This window comes from Acinetobacter sp. Colony158 (genome assembly GCF_019264745.1).
GTDB lineage: Bacteria > Pseudomonadota > Gammaproteobacteria > Pseudomonadales > Moraxellaceae > Acinetobacter > Acinetobacter ursingii.
The window spans coordinates 610,183-629,261 of the sequence record NZ_CP078523.1; the positions used below are offsets into that span (position 1 = coordinate 610,183).

16 protein-coding genes and 1 pseudogene are annotated in these 19,079 nt (G+C 41.1%); 6 read left to right on the top strand and 11 right to left on the bottom strand.

What is annotated here, in order from left to right:
• Positions 1–167 precede the first annotated feature (167 nt).
• Positions 168–725 (top strand): hypothetical protein, encoded by a 558-nt coding sequence (locus JR005_RS02205; RefSeq protein WP_125269220.1) that lies wholly within the window; start codon positions 168–170, stop codon positions 723–725.
• 90 nt (positions 726–815) lie between these two features.
• Positions 816–1,871, top strand: a complete 1,056-nt coding sequence (locus JR005_RS02210; RefSeq protein WP_125269221.1) for an SDR family oxidoreductase — start codon at positions 816–818, stop codon at positions 1,869–1,871.
• 123 nt (positions 1,872–1,994) lie between these two features.
• Here the strand turns inward: JR005_RS02210 and ligA are convergent, their stop codons facing one another.
• From ligA to JR005_RS02240, 5 genes are all read right to left on the bottom strand, one after another.
• Positions 1,995–4,184 (bottom strand): NAD-dependent DNA ligase LigA, encoded by a 2,190-nt coding sequence (gene ligA / locus JR005_RS02215; protein WP_416376702.1) that lies wholly within the window; start codon positions 4,182–4,184, stop codon positions 1,995–1,997.
• 96 nt (positions 4,185–4,280) lie between these two features.
• Positions 4,281–5,327 carry a cell division protein ZipA C-terminal FtsZ-binding domain-containing protein gene (locus JR005_RS02225; protein ID WP_218665505.1) on the bottom strand — a complete coding sequence of 349 codons (1,047 nt, stop codon included), beginning with the start codon at positions 5,325–5,327 and terminating at the stop codon, positions 4,281–4,283.
• Between the two features lies 1 nt (position 5,328).
• The gene (gene smc / locus JR005_RS02230; protein ID WP_218665506.1) at positions 5,329–8,775 is read right to left on the bottom strand and encodes a chromosome segregation protein SMC; all 3,447 of its coding nucleotides are present in this window, start codon (positions 8,773–8,775) and stop codon (positions 5,329–5,331) included.
• A gap of 240 nt (positions 8,776–9,015) precedes the next feature.
• Positions 9,016–9,711, bottom strand: a complete 696-nt coding sequence (locus JR005_RS02235; protein WP_004991137.1) for a GntR family transcriptional regulator — start codon at positions 9,709–9,711, stop codon at positions 9,016–9,018.
• 245 nt (positions 9,712–9,956) lie between these two features.
• Complete coding sequence (locus JR005_RS02240) at positions 9,957–10,760, bottom strand: sulfite exporter TauE/SafE family protein (RefSeq protein ID WP_004991140.1); 804 nt, start codon at positions 10,758–10,760, stop codon at positions 9,957–9,959.
• Positions 10,761–10,790: 30 nt separating this feature from the next.
• Between JR005_RS02240 and JR005_RS02245 the strand changes: the two genes are divergently transcribed.
• Both JR005_RS02245 and JR005_RS02250 read left to right on the top strand, forming a co-directional pair.
• The gene (locus tag JR005_RS02245; RefSeq protein WP_004991143.1) at positions 10,791–11,558 is read left to right on the top strand and encodes a biotin--[acetyl-CoA-carboxylase] ligase; all 768 of its coding nucleotides are present in this window, start codon (positions 10,791–10,793) and stop codon (positions 11,556–11,558) included.
• Positions 11,555–12,313, top strand: a complete 759-nt coding sequence (locus JR005_RS02250) for a pantothenate kinase (protein ID WP_004991144.1) — start codon at positions 11,555–11,557, stop codon at positions 12,311–12,313. The genes JR005_RS02245 and JR005_RS02250 overlap by 4 nt, the downstream gene beginning before the upstream one ends.
• Here the strand turns inward: JR005_RS02250 and JR005_RS02255 are convergent.
• Entirely contained in the window at positions 12,271–12,837 is a 567-nt protein-coding gene (locus JR005_RS02255; protein ID WP_004991145.1) for an RBBP9/YdeN family alpha/beta hydrolase, read from the bottom strand. The two genes, JR005_RS02250 and JR005_RS02255, sit on opposite strands and share 43 nt — an antisense overlap.
• A gap of 137 nt (positions 12,838–12,974) precedes the next feature.
• A complete protein-coding gene (gene ffh / locus JR005_RS02260) occupies positions 12,975–14,384 on the bottom strand; it encodes a signal recognition particle protein (protein WP_004991146.1) in 1,410 nt (469 codons plus the stop codon).
• 196 nt (positions 14,385–14,580) lie between these two features.
• Here ffh and JR005_RS02265 point away from each other — a divergent pair, with 196 nt between their 5' ends.
• Together JR005_RS02265 and JR005_RS02270 are read left to right on the top strand one after the other, a co-directional pair.
• Positions 14,581–15,390: a cytochrome C assembly family protein gene (locus tag JR005_RS02265; protein ID WP_004991147.1), complete on the top strand. Its 810-nt coding sequence runs from the start codon at positions 14,581–14,583 to the stop codon at positions 15,388–15,390.
• A gap of 80 nt (positions 15,391–15,470) precedes the next feature.
• Entirely contained in the window at positions 15,471–16,403 is a 933-nt protein-coding gene (locus JR005_RS02270; protein WP_125269224.1) for a tRNA dihydrouridine synthase, read from the top strand.
• A 40-nt stretch (positions 16,404–16,443) separates the two neighbouring features.
• On the opposite strand, the gene JR005_RS02275 is transcribed toward JR005_RS02270, so the two are convergent.
• The 4 genes and pseudogenes from JR005_RS02275 to JR005_RS14350 all read right to left on the bottom strand — a co-directional run.
• Positions 16,444–17,637 (bottom strand): low temperature requirement protein A, encoded by a 1,194-nt coding sequence (locus JR005_RS02275; RefSeq protein ID WP_218665507.1) that lies wholly within the window; start codon positions 17,635–17,637, stop codon positions 16,444–16,446.
• Between the two features lie 109 nt (positions 17,638–17,746).
• Entirely contained in the window at positions 17,747–18,193 is a 447-nt protein-coding gene (locus JR005_RS02280) for a YybH family protein (protein WP_218665508.1), read from the bottom strand.
• A 175-nt stretch (positions 18,194–18,368) separates the two neighbouring features.
• Positions 18,369–18,713 (bottom strand): YegP family protein, encoded by a 345-nt coding sequence (locus JR005_RS02285; protein WP_004995833.1) that lies wholly within the window; start codon positions 18,711–18,713, stop codon positions 18,369–18,371.
• Between the two features lie 144 nt (positions 18,714–18,857).
• A pseudogene (locus tag JR005_RS14350) lies at positions 18,858–19,079 on the bottom strand (NUDIX hydrolase); the annotation flags it as partial.

Genomic DNA, 19,079 nt, shown 5'->3' on the forward strand with positions numbered 1-19,079 from the left:
CTTTTGTAACTAAAGACAATGCTTCTTATTTAAATCAGAAAATCATTCTAAAAACATTAAAACTTGTTCTATTGATCTAAACAGCTATTCATTCCCATTTATTGACTATTTTTTTCACTCTAGAAATACAATAGAATAATATGTTTAAAGTTAAGAGTATTTGTTAGATGAAAAAAATTTTTATTTTATTAAGTGGAATAATAACAAGCTCATGCATAAATGCTCAAGAATTCGATTTCCGCGGTGCTATCTTAGGAATGACTTTAAGCGATTTTAAAAATCTTCCACCAATTAATGGAAAGTTATTAAGAGATGGAACAACAGTATCTTGCACAGAAAAACAAGATAATTTAGAGTGCATGAGGGCTGGAGATGATCCTTTTAATCAAACATTTGGATTTACAACTATAAATTATGTTTTTCATAAAGATGCAAGTAACCAACCAAAGTTATATATGATTATGTTAATGAGTGATAATAGAAATGCAGCTGCCAGTTTAGCTGGTTTAACAGAAAAATGGGGGAAAGGAAGCCAAGCAACTTCTCATGCTACTAATGGTTTAGGGATAGAAATAAAAACGATCGAAGTTAAATGGAATAAACCAAACTCAGAAATAATACTAGAGTCCCCATGCGGTAGTGTTAAATATTTTTGCATGACTTATCAGCATAAAGGTATTTACAAACAAATTTCCGATGGAAACAAAAAAGAAAATAATTTTTAAATTTTCGCCCCTTTTATTAGAATAAACTAATAAATTATTGCTGATCAAACTATCTTCAGTATGTTACTAACATTTTAGAAAGTAATTATTATGAACAAGAACACACCGATTTTAGTGACGGGTGCTACAGGCTATGTAGCTGGCTGGATTATTGAACGTTTACTCATGCAAGGTTATATCGTACATGCAACTGTGCGTGACCCATCTAAAAAAGAAAAACTACAGCATCTTACCGAAATTGCAAAAAAATCATCCGGTCAAATTTATTTTTTTAAAGCCGATTTATTGACCCCCCATGCTTTTGACGAGGCCATGAAGGCTTGTGAAATTGTGATTCATACTGCATCTCCTTTTGTGATTAGTAATTATAAGGATGCGGTGAAAGACATTATTGAGCCAGCGGTAAATGGTACGATCAATGTACTTGAGTCCGTGAATCGAACGACAACAGTCAAACGTGTTGTCGTGACGTCAAGTATCGCCGCAATCTGTGGAGATGCCATCGAAATTGAAGACACAGCCAACCATGAATTTGATGAAAGTCATTGGAATAACAGTAGTAGTGAGACACATCAACCTTACTCTTATTCCAAAGTCGCAGCAGAACGTAAAGCATGGGAAATAGCGGAGCAGCAGGATCGCTGGTCGCTAGTTTGTATCAATCCCGCTTTGGTGATGGGACCTTCTCTTACAACAGCTACACAATCTGGCAGTGTTGAGCTATTGGAAAAGTTTGGTGATGGAACACTTTTATTTGGCGCCCCTGAAATCTGGATGGGAATTGTCGATGTCCGTAATGTCGCAGATGCCCATGTTGCAGCTGCATTTTCTTCAACGGCAAATGGACGTTATATTATCTCAGGAGGAACTTTAAGCTTTCTCGAAATGGGAAAAATATTGACTCAGCGTTTCGGTTATCGTTATCCATTCCCGCACTTCACGGTTCCTAAAGCAGTTTTCTCTTTATTCGCACCACTGTTTGGACAATCTCGGAAATTTGTAAAGCGTAATGTTGGCTATCCTGTTTATTTCAGTTCAAAACGCAGTCAGGAAGAACTTGGTATCGAATATTTAGATATTCAGCAAAGTCTTTGTGAACATTTTCAGCAATTGCTGGATGATGGTCTGATTAAAAAACGGGGATAATGCAAATGTGAATAGAGAGCACGCGACATCACCATCACGGTAGATAAGACAATAGATACCCATCAGCCTGAACGTTCACCTTAGTCCAGATGAACGCATCATAGCATAATGAATCACAGCATATTAATTGTCGTATTGTGCCAAAAACTCTAAAAACTCCTGTTCATTCATGACACGAATGTCGAGTTTTTCGGCTTTATCAAGCTTACTTCCTGCTTTTTCGCCAGCAACCACACATTTGGTTTTACTGGAAACACTACCACTGACACGCGCACCCAGAGCCTGTAAACGCTGTGTCGCTTCATCACGTCCCATACTAGACAATGTGCCGGTCACCACCCAACTTTCACCATTTAATGGCTGACGCGTTGGAGCAGTCGGTGCATCCCAATGAATACCAGCAGCCAATAAACGATCAAGTACTTCAATGTTATGCGGAGCCAAAAAGAAATCAAAAATCCACTCAGCGGTAATTTCCCCCACATCAGGCGTTTTCTTCAAGGCATCAATATCGGCATTTTTTAATGCATCAAAAGTTTGAAAAGTATTGGCCAGCATTCGTGCAGTGGTTTCCCCAACACCACGAATTCCAAGCGCGTAGATAAACCGCGCCAGCGTGGTTTTTTTACTGGCTTCAATCGCATCCATCAAGTTCTGAACGGACTTTTCTCCCATTTTTTCAATACTGAGTAAAGTCTCGCGATGTTCGTGCAAATGATAAATATCTGCGACATCTTTTAAGAGATTCAAATGCAATAAAGACTCAACCCAGCGGTCGCCCAAGCCTTCAATATCCATCGCCTTACGTGATACAAAATGTCGAATCGCTTCAATCCGTTGTGCAGCACAATATAATCCACCTGAACAACGTGCCAAAGCCTCACCTTCGGGCATTACCACAGGAGAGGAACAGACTGGACAGTGTTCGGGCAATTCAACTACTTGTGCATCGGCAGGACGAAATTCAGGCCAGACTCGTTCAACTTTAGGAATCACATCGCCACTACGATACACACTGACCTGATCACCTACACGCACATCCAGACGATGAATTTCTCCAATATTATGCAAGGTCACATTGGATACAGTTACACCACCCACTAACACAGGCTGCAAACGCGCCACGGGGGTCAATGTTCCCGTTCGCCCCACCTGCCAGTCAATATTTTCAACCGTGGTTCGTGCAATTTCGGCAGGAAATTTATAAGCTGTCGCCCAACGTGGTTCACGACTTAAAAACCCAAGTTGCTGTTGTTGTTTTAGATCATCGACCTTGATGACCATACCATCAATTTCAACGGTTAAATTTGGGCGTTCCTGCTGAATTTGCTCATAACGCTGCTGCACTTCTTCAATCGATGAACATAAAAATTGGCGTTCAGCGATTTCAAAACCCAACTGTGTTAACCAATGCAGACTTTCATGCATGCTTGCCAAACCATGATGCGGCTCACATTGCGCAATCCCATAGGCATAAAAAGCTAAGGGGCGTGATGCTGCAATATTCGGGTCAAGTTGCCTTAAACTTCCTGCGGCGGCATTACGTGGATTGGCAAAAGTTTTTTCACCTTTCGCAGCCTGCTCCGCATTGAGCTTTTCAAAGCCTTGCTTCGGCATTAGCACTTCGCCACGAACCTCTAACACTTTAAAATCATTTCTAAAAATAGATACTATATTTTCGTTATTTGTATTTTGTATTTTGGCCCTAAATTTTTGTTTTCTTTTTTGTTCATGAAATAATTTTCTTTTTGGGGCAGTTCTTTTTTTATTTCTTCTTTTTTTGTTAGTTCTTTTAATTATCTTAGATTGTAATTTAGTTTGAGATTCGATTATTAATTTTGGTAAATTACGAATGGTTTTGACATTCTGGGTAATGTCTTCACCCGTTTCACCATCACCACGCGTCACACCACGAACCAGTACACCATTTTCATACCACAGTGAAATCGCCAGACCATCCAGTTTCAGCTCAACATCGTATTGAACCTGTTGATTGGGTAAGCGTTCCTCAATTCGACGGGCAAAAGCAAACAGTTCTTCCTGATTAAACACATTGCCTAAAGACAGCATCGGCACAGCATGGGTCACCGTTTCAAATTTGCTCAATGCCTGACCACCGACTTTATTGGTGGGGGTGTCGGGTTGTAATAGCTCAGGATATTGCTGCTCTAAAGCTTTTAACTGATGAAATAGCTGATCATATTCATTGTCACTAATACTCGGTTGATCCATTACATAATAAGCATGATTATGTTTTGCAATCAGTTGAATTAATTGACGCATTTGCGCAATGACATCGCTATTCTTCAGCATAAAAACTCACCATATAAAAGGGCGGAAAATCCGCCCAGAGTTGCAACGACTATGCGTTGCAATAAAAGCACTATAAAAGGGGTTCAATTGGAACCGTTAAGCAGTTTCCTGCGTTGAACGATAGTCAATCACATGATGACGCCAATGTTCTTTCAGTTGTGGGGTAAATTCCAGATTATTTTCATCAAAGACTTTGCCGTCCACTTCCCGTGCGATTAATCCTGCAATACTGGTCATCATATCAAAGCCTTTTAAAGCATCCTGATGTGGCAATGCAAGGAAAAATGCCAAACCTTGTACCTGTTCGCTCGATAAAGTTTCAAGATCAAACCCAGCAGGCCCATTATCAGTCATACGTAATACTGAAAACATCAGTGGACTTGGTTCATCCGTTTTATCGTAACGATGGAAACATGCCATTTCTCCAAAACGCAAACCGTATTTGAGCAATACTTTTAAGGTCTTATCACCTGACAATGCACGACGAGGGTTCGGATATACATTCAACGCCACAATTTCTTGCGCTGTGGCCAAAGCACTTTCATCATCGAAAAGCTGCTGTTCGTGTAAATGCACATCCAGTAAGTTACTTTCGCCATCAAACTCAGCAATCGTTGCTGCTTCTATTTCGGGATTAAGCTGAAATTCATCGATTTTCTTGGCATGTTGAACTTGCGCCCCATCAGCTTGCACAGCAATGTTAGCTTGGTCAAGCTCTGCATCTGGTGCAAGAACGGCTTCAACCACATCGACTACATCCACTTGCTGTTCTAGCGGTTGTTCAATCTTGAGGGTGGTCTCTTCCGTCTTAAAGTCAACAGATGCCATTTCTTTATCCAGCTTATCCTCACTCAGTTCAGGCGAAGTCAATGTTTTCGCCGCCTGATCTTCGAGAGTTTCTGGGATATCCTGCAAAGCTGGCTCTTTACGTTCTGATTCTTGAGCTGCTATTTCTACAGGTGTTTCAGCAGGCAATTGATCACGCACATGTCGTGGAATGATCGGCTGATTACTCTCAGGATCAATATGTAATGCACTTTCTAATGAGGGTTCGGTTGGAGCAGGTTTTCTAAGAACCATTCTTAAACCGACAATCATGATAATAATGGCGGCGACTATGCCCACAATAGTGGTAACTTCCATACTATGACTCCGTAACTAACCCATATTCTTTTGCTTGTTCCAAATTAACAGTAACCAGTTTTGAGGTACCAGGTTCAGGCATGGTCACCCCTAGTAAATCGGTCGCCATTGTCATTGCAAGTTTATTATGTGTAATGTAAATGAATTGCACCTGTTCAGAAAGCTCTTTTACCAAATTACAAAACCGTTGCACATTGGCATCGTCTAGCGGTGCATCAACTTCATCCAAGACACAAAAAGGTGCGGGATTCAGCCGAAAAATTGCAAACACCAAAGCCAGCGCCGTTAATGCTTTTTCACCACCTGACAATAACGCCAATGAACTGTTACGTTTTCCAGGTGGGCGTGCCATTAGTTTTACACCTGATTGCCAGTCATCTTCAAGACTTAAACTCGCTTCTCCCCCACTAAATACTTTAGGAAATAATTCCTGAAGCTCGGTATTGACCAGATCAAAAGTCGTCATAAATAACTTTCTGGTTTCCTGATCAATACTTTTCATGGCATCTTTGAGCTGCGATACCGTATTTTCCAAGTCTTGAATCTGGTGGCTAAGCTCTTCAAAACGTTGCGATACTTCTTGATATTCTTCAGATGCAGCAAGATTGACTGCACCCAATTTTTCAAATTGCCGTTGTGCTTTTTCCAGACTTTGTTGATGTTCTGTTAAATGAAGTTTTAAGCCAAGAATAGGTTCACTACCCAAACCCTTGAGTTGTTCCTGAAAATGTTCCAGATCAGATTTAGCCGCTTGCCAACTCAAACGTTTGTGTTCCAGTTGCTCGCGCAGTTGTTCATCACGTTGTTGGGTTTGATGACGCTGCTCGGTCAAATGCTGCTGTTTTTCCTGTAGGCTATTTAGTTCAATCTGCCATTCAGTCCAACTTTTTTTAAGCTTTTCGGTTTGTTGGAATTGTTCAGAAAACTCGGACTCAAGTACAGGCAACTCTAACTGAATTGGATCGACAAATTTCTTTGCCTGTTCTATTTGTTCAATTATCTGGCGATATTGCGTTTTTAAAAAACTGAGATCTTTCTCAAGCAGTTCGATCTGCTGTTGCGTTTGTGCAACGCCTCGACGTGCATTTTCACGCTCTTGCTGCTGCTGTTGCAGTTGCTGCTGCTGATCATCCAGTTGTTCCGCTAAAGTTTCGAGCTGAAATTGTTGGGTTTTATATGCTGGCAAACTGGCTTCAAGCTTTAAAATTAAAGCGTGTAAATCAATATCCAGATCATCACGCTGCATAGCATCATCTTCAAGCTGAACTTCCAGTTGTTTTAATTGTTCCTGTAGTTGTTGCTTTTGCAACACAAAAGCCTGCGCCGCACTTTGGTGTTTGGTGATACTGAGTTCAAGTTGTTGCTGTTGTTTTTGTTGTTGATTTAACTGATTTTTCAGTTGTTGAGTTTGGTCACACTGTATATTGAGTTGCTGTTGTTGCGCGGAACTTCTTAGTTCAAGTTGCTCAAGTTCTGGTTCCAAGCTTGCAAGAAGCTGTACAATTTCATCTAATCGAATCCGATGACTTAACACCCCACTGCTTTGACTGTCTTCATCATAATCCAGTGCAATCACCCAATCCGACCCAACATGATAAGCATCCAGCGTCACAATACTCTGTCCAGATTCAAGCTGCGTCTGCAACGCTAAAGCCTGATTCAAATCATCTGCCAACCAGATATTTTGCCATAGCGATAACTGCGGGGTTTTAATCCAGTTCAAAAATGGCATTAATGTTAATTGGGATGATTTTTTAGAAAGCGCTGAGGCTTTAATTTGCCGTGCTAGTTGCGGTTCAAAAGTTACATCCTGTTCCAGATAACGGGCATTCATCCATTGGCTGAGTAATTTTTCAATCAGACTGGCATGCGCTTTGCCTGTTTCCGTTAACTGCAACACCGACATCAAACGTAGAGCATCCGATTGTTTCGGACTTTGTTTTGCCACCAATTGATTGAGATTTTTTTGTTCCGCCTGCAACACTTGTATTTGATTGTTGTGTTGCTGAATGTCGGTCTTGAGTTGATTGTGCTGTTGTTGCTGCAACTGTAATTGCTGTTCGGCCTGTTCAATCTGCTGTTCAAGCATCACCATTTGTCGTTTCAATTCAAGCAGTTGTTGTTCGAGATGTTGCAACTCATCATCTTGGACTTGCGCCGCGATTTGCAAGCTTTGAGTGTCCAGTGTGTGCTTCTGTTGGGTGAGGCGTTCTATACTTTTGCTCAGTTGCTCAAGTTGCAGCGACATCTGGTTTTTCTGTTGTTGTTGCTTGTCGACTTGCTGCTGAATATGATTAAACTGCTCTTGCGCCTGTTGGTGTTGAGATTTTAAATCCTGATAATGATTTTCACTGTATTGGCTATTGGCCTCAAAAGCATTTAAATGTTCTGTGTGCTCATCTAGTTGTGTTAATAAATTTTCAAGCTGTAGCTCGCTCAGTTGTAAGCGTTCTTTGGTTTTGGATTTTTGTTGTTCTAGCTGAGTTAAAGTCGTACTGTTTTGTTGATACAAACTTTGTTTCTGCTCCAACGTCATTTTCAATTCAGCCAGTTTTTTTTCAGCCTGTTGCCATTCATGTTGCAGCGGAGTCGATTGTTGAATCAGCTTTTGAAATAAGGTACTGCTGGCTTCAAGATCGTGTTCAATGGTATTTAATTCAGAGCGGACCAGTTTAAACTCTTCCCCCAAAGCGGTCATTTGCAGTGTATATTCTTGCTGGAGCTGACTTGACTGCGCAGATTGAAACGACAATATTTCGATTTTTAAGGTTCTAATTTGCTGTTCAAGCTGTTTGTAATGAACCGCCGCCTCAGACTGACGTTTGAGTGTTTTGAGTTGTGATTTGAGTTCTAAGGCAATATCTTCTAAACGCGACAGATTTTGTTCGGTATGCTCTAAGTGCTGTAAAGTTTCACGACGACGTGCCTGATAACGTGAAACTCCTGCGGCTTCCTCGATAAACACCCGCATTTCTTCAGGTTTGGCATCGACCAAACGGTTAATCATGCCCTGCTCAATAATGGCATAAGAGCGTGGTCCTAAACCGGTTCCTAAAAAAATATCGGTAATATCACGGCGTCGGCAGCGTGTTCCATTTAAGAAATATTCAGATTTTCCATCACGATTGACCTGACGTCGTACCGCCAGTTCATTATAGGCATTATAAGCACCGCCCAATTTTCCATAGGTATTGTCAAAACGCAGCTCAACACTGGCCACACTGACGGGTTTACGTTTTGCAGTTCCAGTAAAAATCACGTCCTGCATGCTGCCGCCACGTAATTGACGGGCGCTAGATTCGCCCATCACCCAGCGAATCGCATCAATCACATTGGATTTGCCACAGCCATTCGGGCCAACCACTGCGGTACGGTTGGCCTTAAATTGTAAAGTGGATGAGTCCGCAAATGACTTAAAGCCTGCAAGTTTTAAACTGCTTAAACGCATAATGTCCTGATCAAAAGTTTTTTTTATTTGCCCAAGATATTTCAATCATCTGATTTCAATATTTTGGACACAGTCGAATCTCGATAACAGGCTATTTTAAAATGAATGCGGTTGAATAGGGATTTTTTTTAGGCTGAAGTTGAACAATTTTATCCAGAAATAGGACGATAAGCTAAAATATCGTCAAATTTTTAGATCATTTAAGATCGGCATTCTATTTGTGTAACCGATTCAATCACATTAACGACGAGAACGACGCGCCCAAGCCAACTCAATTTGTTTCATTCGAGTCAGGGAATCCAGTACCAAATTTCGTAAATGACGACAAAAATCTTCCATGAATAGCGTTGCCTGATGTGATTTTCGGATCAAAATTGCATCTGCGACCAATTTAAACAATGCTAAAGATTCTTGTAATTCACGACGTGACGTATTCAACGTCAAAAAGTAGCTACGGCGTAATGAAGGCAATAACTCCTTATAAAATTTCATCAAATAAGGATTTGCCACCATATCATGCTGCACCGCCAGATATTGAAAAATACCATCATAAAATTTTTCAGTGTCGCCTGCCTTGACCTGCTCAGCTAAATGTTCCATAAGCTGTTGCAGTTGCTCAGCCTCATGTACACGCCACGTTTCACTAATGCGTTGCACAATATGACCCAACACCAACACATTGGTATCGAACAAAGCTTTGACTTGTTGAGAAGACATTTCAGAAACAATCGCGCCACGACGTGGATAGATATGAATCAAGTGAGTGCGTTCCAGTAGCAATAACGCTTCACGGACAGACCCTCGACTCACGTCCAATTCTTTGGCGATACGCAACTCTTGAATGCGCTCACCTTCAACCAGTTCACCCGTAATAATCTGATCGCTAATATGTTTTGCAATTTGCTCCGACAGGCTCTCTGTCTCTTCAAGTTTCATGAATCACCTGTTTCTGATTTTTACGTTGGCGTTCCGCTGCCATTTATTGTGATTGTTTTAACTGATTCTAGGGATTGCTGACTATGTCATTGTCTAACAATTTTATTGCATTTTGAGCCAATTCGATATTCAAATCATCGGAAATATCATGCGATTTATCAATTCCTCAGCCACTAAATTCATCATTTAAAATCATCATTTAAAGCTGGATTTTAGTGACTTGGAATGGATGATCTTATGTGCTTTTATTGAATGAATCCCTGATAAATAAAATAAGTTCCAACGACGGTGAGTAAGCAAGCAAAACATTTTTTCAGCATGGCAGGTGACAACATATGCGCGACTTTTGCACCCAGTTTTGCGGTGATAAAACTCATAATACTAATGCCTAAAAATGCATAAATATGGATATAACCAATGGCATTGGGAATATGAATATGCTGCTTTATACCAAACCACATAAAGCCGACTGCACCCGCAACCGCAATCGGTAAACCACATGCAGCAGAGGTGGCGACTGCTTTTTGCATGACCACGCCATTACGATTTAAGTAAGGTACAGTCAGACTTCCACCTCCAATCCCAAAAATCGCCGAGGCAATCCCAATGCCGCCACCTGCAAGCATTTGCATCGGCGCTGAAGGCAAGTGTCGTGTTTCATCCACGATCACGTGGGCACCTTTAAACATTCGATACGCCACCCAAATCGCAAAAATTCCAATGATGATTTGCAGATTTTGTCCAGACAAAAGATCGGCAATGCCCGCTCCTAAAAAAGAACCAATCATCAGACCCGGTGCCAGATTGCGAAATACCTGCCATAACACCGCACCGCGTTTATGATGAGCCATCACCGAACTGATTGAGGTCACAATAATGGTCGCCAGAGAAGTTCCTAGCGCCATATGCATAATGACCGCGGGATCATAATGAAGCTGGGTAAATACAATATAAAGAATCGGGACAATAATTAATCCACCGCCCACACCAAACAAGCCCGCAGCAAATCCAGCGATTGCACCAATGGCTAAATATATGATTAACTCCATACCTGATTTTCCAACTTTATAAAACTGAACATGGATGCAGAAACTCGTCAACTACGACAACGCTTAAGCGATGCTGGACAAGTGCCTGACATTGTTATTTTGAAACAAACGACCACATCGACCAATGACGATGTCCGTGAATTGGCTCAAAAAAATATTTCGTCCATTTTGATCTGTAGCGAAACCCAGACGCAAGGGCGTGGGCAACATCAACGAGTATGGATTTCCCCAAAAGGCAATATTTATCTCAGCACACTCATCAACTCACAGACACCTTTAGACGGTCGTTTAGCGCTTGAAGTTGCATTGAATATTTTGCAAATGCCAAAGCTACAGGGTCTAAATCTGCAAGTCAAATGGCCGAATGATTTATATAGCCAACAAGGCAAATGGGGCGGAATTTTAGTTGAACCATTATCAACACATCAGGCCATCGTTGGAGTGGGTATCAATTTGTTTACCCCTGAATCACAAGATCCATTACAACCCATCAGCTCACTCACTGATTTTGGTCTAAACGATCTTGATCGTATGGAAGTCATTGCACAGCTTTATCTGGCCATTCAGCAAGCCGCGCAATGGTTTGAGCATGGCTGTTACAATCTTGCAGAACGGTTCAATCATCATGCCGCATTTATGCAGGAATTGGTTCATTTTGAACATCATCAAGGACAAGTGACAGGTCATTTTGAGGGCATTAATCAGGAAGGCGCTGTTCTTATTTCAACGGATGGACAACAACAGGCATTCTATCAGGGTCGGATGCGTCGCATTGCAGTTCAGGATAACCAAATATGAAACAACTTTGGTTAGATGTAGGAAATACTCGCCTTAAATACTGGATTACGGATTCAGATCAGATCATTGAACATGCTGCCGAATTACATTTACAGTCCCCTGCCGATTTATTACTCGGTTTAATTCAACATTTTAAAACCCAAAAATTGCAGCAAGTAGGAATATCTTCGGTACAAGATCAAGTCAATAATCTGCGTATTCAGACCATTCTGAGTCAATTGGGTATTCCCGTGATCTTTGCACGGGTGCATGAGGAATACGCAGGCTTACGCTGTGGTTATGATCATCCAGAACAACTGGGGATTGATCGCTGGTTACAGGTTTTGGCACTGGCAGAACCCGATCAACATTTTTGTATTATTGGTTGTGGAACCGCTTTAACGATTGATTTGAATAAAGGTTTGCAACATTTGGGCGGTTATATTCTGCCAAATTTATATTTGCAACGTGACGCCCTCATTCAAAATACCAAAGGTATTAAAATCCCTGACTCAGCATTTGATAATCTTGAACCAGGTACAAATACGGTGGATGCAGTACATCATGGTATTTTATTGGGGCTATTAAGTGCTATTGAACATATTTTAAAACAATCACCAAGACAATTGGTACTGACTGGCGGTGATGCCCCTCTGTTTGCCAAGTTTTTGCACAAATATCAGCCTCGTGTTGAGGAAGACTTGTTGCTCAAAGGCTTACAACGTTATGTCGCTTATGATTCGCTGAGCAAAGGACGTAATACATCCCAAAGTTGAGGAAAGGCTGTATAACCATCTTCCTGCATAAAATGTCCTGCCTGTTTGATTTCTAATAGTTGTGCATTCAGGCGTTGTCCCAAACGAATGCTCAACGGCGGCGGGACAAAAGGATCATTACTCGATAAAAAAACATAACGGCGTAGAATCTTTTGGCGTAGTAATTTATCGTCCAATCGTTGTGACTCGATAAAAGTATCGAGCTCAGGGATTGCTTTGAGTTTTTCAGTAAAGCCTGAGACAAAGATGCCTGCTGCGATTGATGAATGTTGAAGAGATTTACTTAAAAAATTTAAACTCGACAGACAGCCTAAACTATGTGCCACAATAATAGTATTTTCATCAAGTACGCTACATTGCGCATTTAAACATTCCTGCCAAACTTCTGGATCGGGATGTGCTGAATCAGCTAAAAAAATCCGTTCGGCTGTAGCGCCTGCTTGCTGGATATGTTGTTCCAGCCAAATAAACCAGTGATCTTCAGGCACGGCTCGATAACCGTGAATAATATAAACATTTTTCATTTTTTATGGTTCCCCAATACCCAATATTTTTTATTTAATTGATTCAGTTTAAAGGACACATCACCTGAAAAAAGTAGTGATTTTGTTGTGATAAAAAAAGGCGCATCAAGCGCCTTTAGTGGTATGGAAAGAATCCATTATTTTTTATCGTCATTGCCGCCGAACAATGGTCCCATACCACCACCACCGCCAAATTGTTTTTGCATACCACCTAATGAACGTAACATTTTGCTCATGCCTGATGGATTGGCAAATTTCTTCATCATTTTGGCCATTTGGCTGTGTTGTTTCAGCAGTTTATTAATCTCGGAAACATCCATACCACAACCTGCCGCAATACGTTTTTTACGGCTTGGGTTAATAATATCTGGATGCTTACGTTCTTTGGGCGTCATTGACTGGATAATGGCTTCCATTTTCTTGACTTGCTTTTCAGGATTGGCTTGCTCAATCGCTTGCTGAATACCTGAATTACTCATGCCTGGAAGTTTATCCAGAAAGCCCATCATGCCGCCCATTTTTTTCATTTGCTCAAATTGCATTAACATGTCTTCCAAATTGAAAGACCCGCCTTTTTGCAATTTTTTTGCCATTTTCTCGGCTTTTTCTTTGTCGATTTTGCGTTCGACTTCTTCGACTAACGAAAGCACATCGCCCATGCCGAGAATACGCTGCGCGACACGTTCTGGATGGAATGGCTCAAGTGCATCGAGCTTTTCACCCATACCCAAGAACTTGATCGGCTTACCCGTAATCGCACGAACTGAAAGTGCTGCACCACCACGCGCATCACCATCAGTTTTGGTCAGAATGACGCCCGTCAAAGGCAAAGCATCATTAAAGGCTTTGGCGGTATTTGCCGCATCCTGACCGGTCATGGCATCGACCACAAACAGGGTTTCAGTTGGCTTGACCGCTGCGTGTAATTCTTTGATTTCGCCCATCATGTCTTCATCGACATGTAAACGACCTGCGGTATCGACAATCAATACATCAGCAAATTTAATCTTTGCCTGCTCAATTGCACGATTGACAATATCAATCGGCTTTTCTGAAGCATCGGATGGAATAAAATCAGCACCGACTTCAGCGGATACCGTTTGTAACTGTTTAATTGCTGCTGGACGATAGACGTCCGCAGAAACAGTCATGACTTTTTTCTTTTGACGTTCTTTTAAGAATCGTGCCAGTTTTGCCGCAGTGGTGGTTTTACCCGCACCCTGCAAACCTGCCAGGAGTACAACCACAGGAGGTTTGGCAGACAGATCAAGGCTTTCATTGGCCTCACCCATCATTTTGGTCAATTCGTCATAGACGATTTTAACAAAAGCCTGACCCGGGGAAAGCTGAGTCATGACTTCCTGACCCAATGCCTGTTCCTTAACTTTCGCGATAAATTCACGAGTTACAGGTAACGCAACATCAGCTTCAAGAAGCGCCATACGCACTTCGCGTAAAGTATCTTTAATATTGTCTTCGGTCAGTTGCCCTGAGCCAGTAACATTTCTTAAACTCTGCGTGAGTCGTTCTGTTAAGGTATCAAACATTGCAAAATCCGCTAAAAATGGCCAGTTGCAAAAAAATCTTTCTCAAAATAGAAAATTTATGCATAGATGCTATAGGATACTGTAGTTCGCCGCGAATTTATATCTTATGTAGATGAATTTTAGGGTCTGATGATATTCATTTATAATTAACACTGAATGATCGAATGAAGCTCCAACTCCCGAATAAAGGTTTGACATGATTAGTCTTCCATTGGTTTACACCATTTTGGCACTCATCGCATATACCACCGCATTTTGGTATTTGTTTATGAGTCTGATGTCAAAACGTGAACCAAATCATTGGTTTCTAGGCTTGATATTGGCTTTAGGTCTCATCTTGCATGCAGGTGTACTGTCTCAGGATATGCTCACACCAATGGGAATTAATTATGATGTGTTTAATCTGATGTCGTTTACATCAGGTTTGATGTTGGTCTTAAGTCTGATTTTTAGTACTTTTCGTCCCACGCTTGCACTTAATTTGATCGGGATTCCTGTCGCAGCCATGGGTTTGATTCTCGGATTTGTCTTTAGCCAACCCAATCAATTTATGGAGCAGCATTCGCTCGGGCTAGATTTACATATTATTTTATCTTTATCGGCTTATGCAGTTTTGTTGATGGCCACCATTCACTCTATTTTAATGTGGTTTCAAAATCAGGAGCTGAAAAAGAAACAAAAAAGCCGTTTCTGGGTCAATTTATTGCCCTCTTTTCAGGCGATGGAATCCTTATTATTTGATTTACTACGAACTGGCTTTGTATTACTTACCGTTGCGTTATTGTTTGGCTTCTTTACCATTGATGACTTTTTCGGACAACATCTGGCGCATAAAACCGCGTTTAGTATCATTTCATGGTTTATTTACGGCGCACTGTTGCTGGGTCATGCCAAATTTGGCTGGCGTGGAGAAAAGGCCATTCGTTTTACCTTAATCGGATTTATTCTGTTGGCGATTGGATTTATTGGCAGTAAATTTGTACTGGAAATGATTTTGCATCGTTAATTTTTAAATTTGCCGCGCAGACTAGACAGCGTTATACAGATGCCGTATAAACGCTGTTTTTATTTTCAGGTAATGTTGACGTGAAGCTAGCTCTTGCACCAATGGAAGGATTAACCGATCCAATTATGCGAGATGTGCTGACGCATACAGGCAGTTTTGACTGGTGCGTAACTGAATTTATTCGCGTCACAGAAAGCATTTTACCTGATCATGTCTATTATAATTATTGTCCTGAACTGCTCACCGATGGCAAAACTGCCGCAGGTACACCTGTCCATGTACAGTTTTTGGGAAATCATCCTGAAATGCTGGCGGCCAATGCAGCGAAAGTCGTAGAGCTAGGCGCACCTGCGATCGACTTAAATTTTGGCTGCCCTGCCAAAACCGTGAATCGGCATCGGGGTGGTTCGATTTTATTAGATGAACCCGATGTGGTGCACCTACTGGTCAAAGCCGTTCGGGATGCCGTCCCTGCACATATTCCTGTTTCTGCGAAAATGCGTCTGGGTTATCTGGATGAACACCATACGCTAGATAATGCCCATGCAATTGAAGATGCAGGTGCTAGTTGGCTCACCGTTCATGCCCGTACCAAAGCTGATGGTTATACCCCACCTGCTTATTGGGAAAAAATTCAGCCGATTCAAGATGCCTTAAAGATCAATGTGATTGCCAATGGTGAGATTTGGAATAATGCCGATGCCAAAGCTTGCCAGCAGCAATCAGCCTGTCAGGATTTGATGATTGGACGTGGTGCAGTAACCACACCAGATTTAACCTTATGTATTCGCCAAAATAGAGATGAAGCACTGCTTTCTTGGCAAGATTTAGTCGAATTACAACTGCGTTTTGTCAACGGCGCATTTAAGACTGAAATTGGCATGGTCGGACGTTATAAGCAATGGCTTGGCATGATGAGCAAAGCTTATCCTGAAGCCAAAGCGCTCTGGAATGAGATCAAACGGCTTAAAACGCTGGATGAGATTGTGGGAAAATTACAATCTCATCCATAATCTCTCAAGTGTTTGATAAGGCTAACTATCTAAATCTATCTTAATGTGGCTGAGGTTTAGTTTCACGATCGGCCAGATAGCATTTTGAGAAGATCAATCGTAAGGCATAGACGATCGCCATCAGAAAAACCCCTAAACCAATATGCGGGGAAATGGCAGGAATACAAAAAATGATCAGCGCGGTAATCGGATATAACCAGCGTCTAACGCCTGATAAATAAGGTAATTCATTTAACAGCCAAAGACTGGTGGTATAACCGAGTAACGTCGCAGCCACGATATATTGCATAAATTGAGCGCTAACTTCTGCACGACCTAAGGCCACATCTACCGCGGCGGCCAATGCTGCACCTACTGCCGCAACACTGATAAAAATAAAATAATGTCCATAACCCCATAAAAATGCATGTTTGCTACTTTTAAGTAAATGATGCGCATCTCGATCAAAATATGCCCACCACATGGTGAACATCATCATCAAACCACCAACCATTAACAACATAATGTCGGTATGAACAATATGTGTGGCTAAATCATCTTGAATAGCTTTATAGCAAGCCACAACAGATTCACCCAATACAATGATCGTCAATAATGAATAACGCTCTGCAATATGATGGGGATGCCACGAGGTTGGATTGCCCCATTCTGCGAAGATTGGCACAGCTAACTCAAGCACCAGCAAAAATATAAACAGCTCAAGGGTAAAATTGATGGGCGAAAAATGAAAAAGTAGCCATCCCATTTGCACAAAGATAATGCCAAATGCATAACGCAGTGCCACCGTGCGATGCGCAGGATCATGCTTCGCTGCCCGAAACCACTGGCTGACCAAAGCCAAACGCATAATGACATAACCAATAATAATAATGTCAAAATCCTGATGATGAAAAACATCAGGAATACCTGCCGCCATGATTAATGAGCCTGTAATCTGTACAAAGGTCATCAGCCGATAAAACACATCATCATTGTCATAAGCAGAAGCGAACCAAGTAAAATTCATCCATGCCCACCACAGAGCGAAAAAAACCATAAAGTAATATGGCAATGCACTTCCTAGATGATTTTCAATGATCGCATGATGTAACTGCTGACCCGCCTCAGCAATGGCAACGACAAAAATCAGATCAAATAACAGCTCAAGAGGCGTCGCGACTCGATGATTTTCTTTGGGATCACGTGCGGCCACAGGACGCAATGCTAAATGTTTCGAAGTTTTCAATAAGCCCATGGTTTAGATTTCTTTCTATTTTTTGTGATATCAGCCATTATTCTAAGCCAAATAGCGCAGAAGTTTTAGCTCATTCAGCTTACGCAAGCCAACAAATGTGATTTCGATATTACGGTTCTGCAAAAATATAAAGCGCTTGTTGTTTCTCACAGTCAAAAGGCATTGAAATATGTTCATGTACCACTTTCCATTTGCCTGATTCTTTGTAAAATCCAACAGTAGTACGACACCATGGTATATCTTCTGCCGAGGTCTGAGCATCGCCTAAAACTTTAGAATAACAATGCAAAAACACCACTTGATCGGCAGCATAAATGGTTAATTTTCGTCGATGCACCTGAATGTTATCGCCAAAGTAGGGAAAACAATGTTGCCATAAGTTGCGATATGCATTCTTATCGTCTATCTGTAATGCAACATCAAAGACACACACATTTTCAGCATAATCTTGTGTCATTTCATCCAGATCATGCTGATTTAAAGCCTGATCCCATATTTGAGTTAAGGCTAAAACCTCAACAGCACTTTGTTGATGACCAATAATTTCGATTTCCACTTGCAGACCTTTTATTGTTGTTATGACTCAATCAGCTTGGCAAAAAAGCAGAGTCTGCGCTAGCTTGAATTTGTGCAATTCAGGTAAATAATCTAGTTGCATACTGATCTTTGTATGCGCAATCAATAAAAAAACCACTGCAAGAGTGGTTTTAGTTTTGGATATGCCAAATAGCTTATGAATCAGCTGTAGTCAAATCTTTGATGGTCGTACTCGAACCATTGGTTTTAACGGACTCAATGCCTTTGTCTCGTGATTGTTCTGAGGCATAAAACTGGCTTGTTCCAATAATCTGGTGATTTGCAGCTTTCAGATTAAAATACGGCTTTTCATTTTTCGCCGTTAATTTTTCATAGCGAGCCTCATCAGGACTATTATTTTGTACCGAAGCAATACCATTTTCGGCAGAGGCTTTGGCCTTATACAGCTCACTGGTTAAAATCACTTCGCCATTGCCTGCCTTCAATACAAACCGATATTGACCGTCTTTTGCCTTGCTCAACTCATACCATCCAGCCATGATCCACCTCTTGTTGTGTTTTGTTCTAGACGTTGTTTTTAAACCCTATTTATGCAATATAAATGATTTCAGACTTGGAATCAGCTTATTTTTTATACTTTTTTATAGCTTAACCATGTCAATGTATAAAAAACCATAGCTTGATTAAAACTTTCGAAATACTACCTGTCCAGTAAAATTTAGACAGTCCTGAACACGTACTCTTTGAATAGAACTAAGTTCATCTAATGCAAAAAAAGTATATTCTGAATGTTCATGGCTTAACTGAATCTCGGTGTGATCAGGCAACTGACAACGAAAAATACTAACGTGGGCATTAATATCAGTATGTAAATATAGCCCTGACAAATAATCTACCCGAACGAT